The organism is Acinetobacter sp. ANC 4636 (genome assembly GCF_054454555.1).
The window spans coordinates 1-11,583 of sequence record NZ_JBTKVD010000028.1 but is presented as its reverse complement, the minus strand read 5'-3'; the positions used below and the strand labels follow the sequence as shown (position 1 = coordinate 11,583).

At 28.7% G+C, this 11,583-nt stretch carries 8 protein-coding genes; 4 read left to right on the top strand and 4 right to left on the bottom strand.

The annotated features are described in order from the left end of the window. The first annotated feature begins 107 nt into the window (after positions 1-107). The 4 genes from ACX1N5_RS15480 to ACX1N5_RS15465 all read left to right on the top strand — a co-directional run bounded on the left by ACX1N5_RS15480 (position 108) and on the right by ACX1N5_RS15465 (position 6,334). Positions 108-1,373, top strand: a complete 1,266-nt coding sequence (locus tag ACX1N5_RS15480) for a hypothetical protein (RefSeq protein ID WP_458803511.1) — start codon at positions 108-110, stop codon at positions 1,371-1,373. A gap of 220 nt (positions 1,374-1,593) precedes the next feature. Further along, complete coding sequence (locus tag ACX1N5_RS15475) at positions 1,594-2,724, top strand: ComEC/Rec2 family competence protein (RefSeq protein WP_458803509.1); 1,131 nt, start codon at positions 1,594-1,596, stop codon at positions 2,722-2,724. After that, the gene (locus ACX1N5_RS15470) at positions 2,721-4,169 is read left to right on the top strand and encodes a Hachiman antiphage defense system protein HamA (RefSeq protein WP_458803507.1); all 1,449 of its coding nucleotides are present in this window, start codon (positions 2,721-2,723) and stop codon (positions 4,167-4,169) included. The genes ACX1N5_RS15475 and ACX1N5_RS15470 overlap by 4 nt, the downstream gene beginning before the upstream one ends. Beyond that, positions 4,169-6,334 (top strand): DEAD/DEAH box helicase, encoded by a 2,166-nt coding sequence (locus tag ACX1N5_RS15465; protein ID WP_458803505.1) that lies wholly within the window; start codon positions 4,169-4,171, stop codon positions 6,332-6,334. Before ACX1N5_RS15470 ends, ACX1N5_RS15465 begins: the two co-directional genes overlap by 1 nt. On the opposite strand, the gene greB is transcribed toward ACX1N5_RS15465, so the two are convergent. Genes greB through gmtY form a run of 4 tightly spaced genes read right to left on the bottom strand, consistent with a single transcriptional unit; the run spans position 6,325 to position 11,469 of the window. Continuing rightward, positions 6,325-6,795 (bottom strand): transcription elongation factor GreB, encoded by a 471-nt coding sequence (gene greB, locus ACX1N5_RS15460; protein ID WP_458803503.1) that lies wholly within the window; start codon positions 6,793-6,795, stop codon positions 6,325-6,327. The two genes, ACX1N5_RS15465 and greB, sit on opposite strands and share 10 nt — an antisense overlap. Beyond that, positions 6,792-7,403: a gamma-mobile-trio protein GmtX gene (gene gmtX, locus ACX1N5_RS15455; RefSeq protein WP_458803501.1), complete on the bottom strand. Its 612-nt coding sequence runs from the start codon at positions 7,401-7,403 to the stop codon at positions 6,792-6,794. The genes greB and gmtX overlap by 4 nt, the downstream gene beginning before the upstream one ends. Then, positions 7,400-10,162 carry a gamma-mobile-trio integrase GmtZ gene (gene gmtZ / locus ACX1N5_RS15450; protein WP_458803499.1) on the bottom strand — a complete coding sequence of 921 codons (2,763 nt, stop codon included), beginning with the start codon at positions 10,160-10,162 and terminating at the stop codon, positions 7,400-7,402. Before gmtZ ends, gmtX begins: the two co-directional genes overlap by 4 nt. Further along, the gene (gene gmtY, locus ACX1N5_RS15445; protein WP_458803497.1) at positions 10,159-11,469 is read right to left on the bottom strand and encodes a gamma-mobile-trio recombinase GmtY; all 1,311 of its coding nucleotides are present in this window, start codon (positions 11,467-11,469) and stop codon (positions 10,159-10,161) included. The genes gmtZ and gmtY overlap by 4 nt, the downstream gene beginning before the upstream one ends. Positions 11,470-11,583 lie beyond the last annotated feature (114 nt).

Here is an 11,583-nt window from a genome sequence, read left to right as displayed (position 1 = left end):
AAATAACCCTTACTTATATACTATTTGTAAATATATTGTTTAAAATCAATATTTTATGAATATTATGTATACTAATAATATATACTATAAACATAGGAACAATGATTTTGGATAAAAAATTTGAAATTGTACTGCGGAAAGACCTGAAATCTAAAGAAAATGAAATAATTAACCATTTTTGGGATTTTAGAGAAGAATATGAAAATTTTTATTTTCTGCCAAAGCAGTTAATAAACGAAGAATACCCAACTAGTAGAGATGTCTGTAAGTATGTAAAGGAAAATAGTTATATAGTATGTAGGACTTTAAAATGCAAGAAATGTCAAGAAAATTTGACCTTTTTTTCACGAAAACACTATCTAGATTTTTGGAAAACAGAAAATCAACATTGTTTAAAATGCTTTGATTTGGTAATTAAAGAAAAAGCAGAGAAAATAATATCCGAATTAAAGGGAATAATTTATAATTTTGAAAAAATTAGGGTAAGTAAAATAGAAGAATTATCATTTATTCATAAATTAATCTTATATTATATTGTGGTAAAGTTGGAAAAATTTGAAATAAATAAATCTTTTAATATTTATGATATTTTTGAGTGTGATAGATATATATTTGAATCAATTTACACTGAATATGTTGGTTTTTTAATAAAAGAAAAAATATTGATTCTTGTGGATAGTAATAAAGTAAAAGAGTACTGGGATAGTGTTTGGGAAGATTGGTCTTTAATTCAACAAAAGGTAGGGATTGAAAAAGTACGAGAAATATCAAGACTATATAGTTTTCAATATGGAGTTGATTATTTAATCAACCTCGCAGAAGAGATAGGTAGTTATTCAGAATATTCTAAAAATATTGCAGATAATATTAATAAGCATCAACTATGTAATGATAGTTTAAAAGAAATTGAAAATTTTATTGTTGAATATAAATTGATTCAAGCAAAAAATTTAGTAATGGTAATAAAAAATGAGTTAAAAATTCCTATTGATTTAGCTTCACTAAAATTAGAATATTTTTTATTGGAGTTAGTTAAAAAAACAACCTTTGAAAAGATGTATACAATTTTGTCTAATGCTGCAAATAATACATGTACTATTTTATATAAAAATGAAAAGAATAATTTAATTATAAATAGGGAAAATAAAAGTAGAATTTTTTTAAATTGCTTAGAATATTTATATAATAAATATGATGGTAAATATGAGTCTGTTTTTAACAAAAGGCTGCCACAAAAATTTTTTTATGATGATGGATTTACTGATTTTATTTCTAATCAAATTATTGAAAAAAATTGGAATCATAAAAGTGTAAATGAATTATTAAATGGATTAATAGATAAATTTGAAATCAAAAATGAACTTGATTTATAAATTTATTATTTTTCAAGTAGGAATCAAGAAAAAATTTTGTTAAATGTAAGAAAAAATGCTTAGATTTATAGAAATTAAGTCTTAAAAAATTGGCTGGTTATAAAGGGGGGAAAGTTATTTTCTAAGCTAGTAATTTTTTTAAATTTAAAATACATAAAATGACATGATGAAAATTATAGTATTATTACGGTTAAAGATATAAGTGGTTTAATAAATTTTTATGGTCAAAGTAAGAGTTAACAAAGCAGGAAATGGAGATTGCATATCGGTACAGGTGAAGAACCATTTTATTCTGATAGATGGAGGTACTGTGGAATCATTTGATGATTGGAAGACTCAGATCATTGGTGTAATTGAGAAAATTGACACACTGATCATTACCCACATAGATAATGATCATGTAAATGGAATTATTAAATTACTACAGCATCCCCAATGTCCTGAAATTAGTGAAATTTACTTTAATGGTGTTGAACAATTACTTGGCTCAAATATTAGTGAGGATAGTGAATGCAAAGTAGATAGAAAATTTGAAGCTTTGAAAGCTGAATTATCAAATATAGATGGAAATGTAAAAATTGGATATTCTGAAGGAACATCTTTATCTTATTTGATAAAATTAAATAACATAAATTGTAACCCAATTGTTTCAGGCCAAGCTATTTTTAGAGAAAAAATTACAGAATTTCATATTGGGGATTTTAAATTTAATCTTATAGGCCCAATTTTAAAAGATCTTAATGAATTAAGAAAAAAGTGGAATGATAAATTGTGTCAAAAAAATATTAAAGCTAAAATTATCAGTAGAAGTTATGCAAAAGCTTTTGAGACCTATGTAAGTTGTTTAGAAGAAGATAATTACCTAAAGAAAAAAATATCTTCAACTACATCAATGACTGTTGATACACTGGCATCTTCTCAGTTTATTACTGATTCATCTTTAACTAATAAAAGCAGTTTATCTTTTCTTATAGAATATGCTGATAAAAAAATACTTTGTTTAGGGGACTGTCATGCTGAAACAGTTGAATCATGGTTAGATTCTATAGAAGTAGATATTTTAAATATTGATCTTGTTAAAATATCTCATCATGGCAGTAAGAATAATACTAGTTTAAACTTATTAAATAGGATAAATTGTCAAAATTATTTTATAAGTACAAATGGAAATAAACATAATCATCCTGATCTAGAAACATTAGCACGTATTGCTAAAGTTAACATAAATAAAGAAACTTTCATCTATATAAATTATGAAATTAAGCATATTCCTTCATGGTTTTTAGAGGAAATTAGTAAGAATTACACCAATATAAAGATCATTATGGCGGTAGAGGAGATTGACTTGTGATCGAAGTTAAAAATGAGGAATATAAGCTAAATTCTATTTTTATTATTGAAAGTACTAACAAAGATGGAGAGATAATCAGAGGGACAGGGTTTGCTATCTCAGAAAAAAATATAATAACAGCTAATCATAATCTTATTGAAAATTTTGAAAATATTAAAGTTTATATATCTACTGATAATTTTAATGATGGGGAATATTTTGATGCCTATTGTATAGTTAATAATGATGAATTAGATATAGCTTTGTTAGAGATTTCTGGTAAAAAAAATAAAAATTATGTTGAATTATATGTAACAAGTATAAACTTAGATAGTGAAGTTTCATCATGTGGATATCCATGTGAAAAAGAATATAATGATGCTCTAATTAAAGTTAAAATAACAAATAATTATGATAATATTAAAACTAGCTCATATAGTTTTGAAGTTTCACAGTCAAATACTATCACAAATTATGAAGGAATGTCTGGAGCCCCAGTTCTTTATGATAAAAAATGTATAGGAATATTAATTGTTCAGCAAGGAAAAAATACATTATATGCTACTTCAATTAAAGATATTTTTAAAAATGAAATAATTGGATCAAAAATAAAAAGTTGTGGTGCAAATATTATTAATCAGGAGGGTTTTGATTATAAACCTCCTGAATATCCAAAATCACCATTTAATTATTGCATTAATTGTTATGAAGATGATCCAAATATAAAAGGTGTGGATATTGGGTTTTCATTTAATAGATGGAATTTAAGTAATTTTATTGAACTTTTGTATGATTGGGTAATAGATTATAGTCTTTCTTTAAAAGACCGCCCAAATTTTACTGGTGGGCAACGTCAGTTATTTAAATATGCAAAATCAAATTATCCGCTTGGAGATATAAATGCCTTAGCTGATTTATGTTTACATGTTGCTATTCGTGAATCATACAAAACGATTCCTGTAATGAATAAAGTATTTGACCTACAAAATAAAACCTTTTCATGTACACATGCAGTACTTAATGTTGATCAACTAGAATTATGGGTCGGTGCATCATCCGTTAATAAAACAATGGAAGAAGCAGTCATAAGCTCAATTGAAAATATAAAATATATATTAAATATAAGATCATTAAAAAATAGAATTTTTGCATTAACTAATCAAATAGATAGTTCATGGCCTTATCAAGATAAATTAAAAAGACTATCTGATGCGAAAATTCCTTTAGATGAAAGATTCGATAAAATTATAGTACCTGTTTTTATAATGCATGATAGTGATTTTATTAATAATTATGATAAAAATAATTTTTTGGAAATTTTTAAGAAACATATAAATTCTTGTAGAAGTCTTATTAAAAGTAATATACCTGAAGATGAAGTTAATTTAATTAACCTAAGAGTTTTTTGTTTTCCAGTTTCTGATATACAAAAAATTAATGAAGCTTTTATGGTGGAGATAAATTAATGAATAACTGGTACACAGTTGCAAAGACTAATCTAGAAGATCCTAATTTTACTAATTGGGAAAATTTTCTAATTTTATTGATTAATGAATTTAATAAACATGAAGAAAATTATTTAGTTCAAGATATTGTTATCCGCTGTTTAGAAAGAAAAAAAGAAATTGAAAAATGTTTTATCTTAGATCATTTATTAGGTGAATTAGGGTTGTTCCCATATATTCAAGATAAAAATATCTCTAGCAAAGATTTTTTTAGAAATTTATTATTTAGGACCCCTCAAGAAAGTGATAAAATTTTTCACATTAAACAGGCCGAAGTTTTTCATCGTATTATGAATGGTGAGAATATTGTGCTTAGTGCTCCAACAAGTTTTGGGAAAAGTTTAATTATTGAAGCATTAATTGCAAGTTTTTCATTTAATAATATTGTAATTGTTGTACCAACCATTGCTTTAATTGATGAATTAAAAAAGAAATTTTATAAGTACAAAGATAACTATAAAATTATTTCACAGGTTAATCAATTTACAGGTGATAAAAATATATTTATTCTTACTCAGGAACGTGTATTAGAATTAAGGAAAAGTTTAAAAGTTGATTTTTTTATTATTGATGAATTTTATAAACTTGAACCTACTTCTGATAATGATACTAGAAGTGATAGTTTAAATATAGCATTTAGAGAATTATATAAAAAATGCCAAAGATTTTATATGTTAGGTCCAAGGATAAATGGTTTGGCTGAAGGTATAGAGAAAGAGTTGCGTTGTAATTTTTTGAAATTTGATTCTTATATAACTGTTGCAACTAATTATTATTATTATGAATTTAACAAAAAAGGTAAGGATCGAGAAGTTGATATTGATAGAGATAAAATACTTTTTAAGATTTTAAAAGCTATTAATAATAAAGAGCAAACTATAATTTTTTGTAAATCTCCTCAAAGAGCTAGTAATTTATTAAAAAAAATTATTAAATTTATTAGTTTTAAGCCAACAGATATTAATAATGATTTAGCATATTGGTTGTCAGAGAATTTTCATTCTGACTGGTCATTAGTTAAAGGCGTAAAGAAAGGAATCGCTTATCATCATGCTCAAATACCTAGAGCTATTGCTGCACTAATGGTTGATTTGTTTAATGAGTCTAAAATTAATATCTTAATATGTACATCTACTTTAATTGAAGGTGTAAATACAAATGCAAAAAATATAATTATTTATGATGATTGTGTTTTTGGAAAGAAAAAATTAGATATGTTTACTTTTAATAATATATCTGGTCGGTCTGGAAGAATGTTTAAACATTATGTTGGTAATGTTTATATATTAGGTGAAAAACCAGCAGTTGAATTACCTTTTATTGATGTTCCAATTATTACTCAAAGTGAGAAGGCATCTGATACTTTATTATTAAATTTAGGTGATGATATTTCTGATAAGAATAAGGATAAAGTTAGAAAATTTTATGAACAGAAAATTTTACCCTTAAGCCTATTATTAAAACATCAAAGTATTAATCCAAATATTTTGATGAAATTGGCAGAAGATATAATTGAAAATTTAAAACTTTGGAATGAAGTAATGTGCTGGTCCACTGCATACCCAACATATGATCAATTAATGCATATGTGTAAGCTTTTATGGAACCATTTTCCTATTAGTAAAATGGGAAATGGTAGTGTTAAATCTGCTGGGCACCTTGAAAGAAGAATAAGAGCAATTATACAGAAAGTTGATGATAAGGAATTAATTGCTAAAGATTACAGTTATGGTTTGGAAAATTCAGAAAATTATTCTGTTGATGAAGCTATTCAATCTATTTTTTCTTTTAAAAAGAACCTAGTTAATTATAATTTACCAAGATTAATTTATGCATTAAATGATGTTCAAGAATATATTTTTAATCTTTATGGCCTTGCAAAAGGTGACTATAGAAATTTCGCTACAAATTTAGAAAACTTTTATTATCCATCTTCTCTTAATGGCCTTGAAGAATTTGGTATTCCGAATCAAGTTGCAAAGAAAATATTTCAGGAAACTTTCATTGAAAAACCAGATGAAATTGATTATGTTTTAGATCTTCTTAAATCAAAAAATCTAAATGATTTTGCCTATTTAAATGACTTTGAATCTGACTTATTAAAAAAAGTGTTTAACTATTTGTAGGTTATTGATGTGATATACCAATTTTTGTTTCCAGTTGGTGTTTGTACTTGAATTTCATCATCTACAGATTTGCCTAAACAAGCTTTAGCTATTGGAGATTGGAGAGATATATAGTTTCTACGACCATAGATTTCTTCATCTCCAACAATTCGAAATTTGATGGTTTCACCTTCATCATTTTCCAATTCGACCCAAGCGCCAAAATAAGCTTTTCCATCTTGTTCAGTGTTATATTCAACTTTATGAGCAACTTCAAAAAGCTTGGTTAAATATCTAATTCTACGATCTATTTCTCTAAGCTTACGCTTATTATAGATGTAATCAGCATTTTCAGACCGATCGCCTAAACTGGCTGCCCATGAAACAATTTTTGTTATTTCAGGCCGTTCTTTACGGACTAAATTATTTAACTCATCTTGTAAGCGTTGATAACCTTCAGCCGTTAATAATTTGCGATTCAAGATAAATACTCCAAAGCTTTACGTAAGGCATTTAATGTTGAAACTTTAAAAATAGGCTTATTAGACTCATCGACTAGCTCACCAAAATGAGTTGGTTTAAGATTCCATTTTTTTTGGAAATCAGTAGACAATAAATACTGTAATGCTCGTGCTTCTTGGTCAGAAAGCTTAAAAGATTCATCAGGCATCATATTCTTATGATCATAAATATCAATCCTTTGCTTTGGTGGAATAATCTCACGAATCATTTGCTGAGCTTCTTTAAGCTCAGATGCCATAATGCGTACAAGCAACTGATGTTTTGGATTTTGAATTTCTTCAATCCATGCATTATCTGTTTGAGAAGGTTTTGTCAATTTAGGATTTTGAGATGAAAAATCTACAAAACTTTGAATCAGTACTCTGTATTTTTCACCTGTTTTATTTCTGATGCTCTGCGCTTTAGGAACACCGCGATTAAATCCTAAATTAGCAATACTACTTACAGAAAAATCTTGAATTCCACGCTCTTGCTGCTCAATGCATACTTCATAGATTGCATCAAGCGACTTTTGGATTTTAAGAGATGATCCATGTTTTAATTTATTTAATATTTCTTCAGGAGTCATATAAATTTATTCTCGATTAAAGTTTGTGAATTACGTAAAATCAACTCTATTTCAGTTTTTGAAATTTTCTCTGAATCATGTAGTTCACTTAATCTAATTTCACCATTTATTACTTTTTGAACTTTTTCCCAAGATTTTAGACGACTCATTAATAACTTAAAAATTTGATTTCCAACTGCTAGTTGTTGTTCTTTAGACAACAAAAAAAGACTGGGCATAATGTCATTAAAAAAAGCCATTCTATCAATAATTTGTGTTCTAGGATAAATTGCATTGTCAGCACTACACGATTTATAAATCACAGCATTGTCGCATACTTCTTGTAATTGCTGATAATGGCTTACTTCTTCCATTTCTATTACTAATTCTGCATTAATATTGGTGACTAGAGATAGTTTATTATTTTCTTCTTGAATATCACTGTTTATTAATTTATGGCATTTCGTAATATGGCTATAAGCTGATTGGATATCACATAAAAGCATATCCAATTTTTTGGCAGCGGTTTCATATTCTGATTCGAAATTGCGTAGTTCAGTCTCAAGATTTGCCCTTTTTGCAGCGCCTTTAAATTTTTGTTGTTTAAGATTCGCTATATATTCTTCTTTTTCAAGATTATCAATATCTTGATTAATTTGATTGATTTTCACTTGTAGTTTTGAACATATTTCAGATTGATCATTGGATTGGAGTAATATTTCATTTGTAACTGCCAATAAACCACCTATAAAAGCTGGTCCTGTAATGAAATGTCTGCAACGTATACAATTCTGAGTGCCTAAATAACCCTGAGGTGTGGGGGTGTAGAATGTACTACTTTTAATTAATTCCCCACCATCCTCACATCTTGATGCTGCAAAAGGGCAAATTCCATAATCTCTGAAAATATAATTACCCGCAGGGACTTCATTAGATAAAGCTTGCAGTAATTCCAAATTGCTTCCAACTAATTGGTTTTTAACACTTTCAATTTTGTTTTGCTCAATCGTTCTTTGAATAGATTCAACTTCAGATTTTAGGGCTATTTTTTCACCTTCTTCTAATCGAGTTCTAATGTCATGATTGGAAACTTTGCAATAATAGATCGACATGATAACAGAGCTATGTCCAACGATTTTCATCACTATTTCAATAGGCATACCCATTTCAAGAACATAGGCAGTAATGAGGCTAACACGCATACTATGGGGTGTGTATTTGGACTTATATGCACCTAAAATTGTCTTATTTCCTTCAAGTGTTGCTAAGCAAAGATTTGAAGGTTGTATATTATAAAGAGCAGCGGCTAATCTCGGTGTTAAAGCGTTTCCAACATTGGCAGGCTCAAAATCATTAAAGCGCCTAAAAAGGAAACAATTTAATCCTTTTGCTCTTCTTTGCATCTCATTTAAATTTGTTCTTTGACAATCAATCCAAGCGCTAGGATATGAGATTGGATTATATTTTTGTTGCCATTTTCGCAGCTTAATTAACCAATACGCTAAATCGTCAGGAATCCATGGCACAATGTAACCTTGACCATTATTATTTGTTTTATTTGTAGTGGTAAACATACCTATTTGCCCATCAGGCATTCTTTTGATGAAAGACTGTTCCTTGGTCAGTCCTGAAAATTCGGAAGTATTTATTTTCCATATTATTCTGTTTTGCTGATCTAAATCTGCAATATATTCATCTGCTTCGCCTGAGTCGTTATATGCGATTTGACGACCACGCAATGGAACTTTAGTGAGTGCATAGGTATGAATCCAATCGGTTGGGCACCATAAATATGCTTGATTATCAACAACACGGTAAACACAATCAAGATCATGTAAATCTAACTGCTCAAAGCTTACTTTTACCCAGTCGGCATCAAATTTATGAAGATGCTTTAAATCTTGAAAGCATTTTGCACGTGATGGAATAATCCAGTCTTGAGCCTTTTTAACAAAATGATATTGTAAGCATGGTTTTGTCGTTTCAGAACGGATTGAGCTAGATGATATATTCTGTTGATTTAATAAAAGGGAAAACGGATTACGGGCATTATCAACACGAATAATCTCACCTGTTTCATCATCTTCAATCGTTAAATCATTATCAATGATGTAATCTAAGAATTCATTGACGTAGACAACTAATTTTCGCCTCATTGGATCGGATCCAATATTTTCAAGTATATCCCGAAAGGGCTTTACATCGAATTTTTCTTGTATGAGAAAAGCGTGTGGTGTTTTGCTCTTGTCAACTTGTTCGATGTAAAGACGAACAAAACGACAAAGCTGAGTTTCTTTAGTCCCACCACCACGGGCTTTAGTCATAAACTCTTTTATTTTAATTGCCCAAGTGACGTAGTTTGGTGAAATAAAATCAGGTTTAAATGGTTCTGTTTTGCCTAAAAATTTATACCAGTTTTCCCACTCATCTGGATATGCAGTTTGTGGATCAAGTGGTAGGCTTGCATCATTTAATTTTAAAATAAAGGTTTTGTATTCTTTGGCATTTTTAAAGTTTTTGCTTTTAAGCAAATTTTTTAGTTCGATGTATGAAATAAAATCGACAATATCAAAAAAATCTTTATAACTAGTCCATTCCTCATAAATTCTTTCAGGGTGTGCAGGCAGTCCATATTCTCTGTAATTTTGTCTATATGATACTGAGTTGAAAATACTAGCATTCTTACAAAATTGTTTTAAAGAATCTAAGTCAGGAAAAGTCGAAAATTCTTTATTAAATCGCTTACTTTCGATTTGTCTAATTATTTGAGGTTTAATCATTTAATTTCTCTCAACTTTTCTTGTACTTCTTCAAGTGTTGGTTTGATATAAACAAGGCATGAAGTTGGACTTTTATGATGCATGGCTTTTTGAATTTCGATTTGATTTAAGCCTGCCTGACGTGCTCGAAAACCGTATGCATGTCGATGTCCGTGCTCAGTCGTTCCATGGTCTTTCTTGCAAATTAGCCCAATACGTTCTACTGCATTTTTATGTAGTCTCTGAAAGTTTTTTATGGTTTCAGGTTCCCCATTGGTATTTGTAAATGCGAAAGGGTGTGGATTACTTTTTGTAGGCTCTACACGTTGATATTTTAAATAGTTTGCCCAAATTAATAAGAAATCTTTAGCTTTTTCAGGAGGGTTAAAAACAACTTCAAAATAGCCCAATTTTGAAGTCAATAATGGTGTTTTCCAGCCTGCATAAAGCCTTTCAGAAAAAAGGTAATTATTTCTAGGTTTGAATGATGTTTTAGACAAAAGAAATTCACGTCTATTTTTGAAATGAGGATCTGGAGAAGCGCCTAATTCAGGATGATAAACACGTACCAAGGCTTCTTTTGGTCTATTAGGATTTAAAGTGATATCTGAAATATAAATATGAAAAATTTCACATTTTCTTAAACCACCATAATTCATCAACATCGTAATAGCTTGTGATTTATAGTCGTATTTTCCATTTTTTTCGAACCCTAAGTAAATCAGCCTTTCAATTTGGTCTTCAGGAAAACGAACTGCATACTCAAAATCAATCAGGTCTTCATTGAACGAGCCAACCAAACGAACTTGCTGCTGTGATAAATTTTTTTTCGTTAAATGATTTAGGAAGACATTTGCTTGTTTATGATAATAGGCACACCAATTTAGACGTTCTTCATAACTTGTCGCTTTACGAAAAGGGTTTACACGAATTGCTGAATGTTCGTCTTGTAGCATTAGAAAATCTGTGTAATGTGTAATATGAAATAATAAATTATTAGTATCTCGAGCCGTGCGTGGGCGCCAATAAAGTTCGAGTGTGTCAGTACGAGTTGTAGGGTCAATGGTGCCTGTCATTAACGCTTCAGTGAAAGCTTTAAGTAGTTTAGTTGCATTTTCGATATCTGATACAGAGTTTATATACTTCAGTAAAAGTTTAAGTGCATAGCATGAACGTTCTTTCCACGATTCACTTTTTGAATTGAACCAAGCCAAATAGCGTAAATGGGAAATAATAACTCCCTTTTCAGTCAGGATACAGGGCAAAACTACTATTGTATGAGAAGTACAATCTTTGTAATTTACATAAATTTTCTTAACATAAGCCATATACTATTTAGTATGAAATATTAGTTGTTTAATAATTAAACTATCAAGATTTGATCAATTGTCAATCAGTTTTGTTTGCTAATAGTATGTTCTTTGATGGGGTTATAATATCAT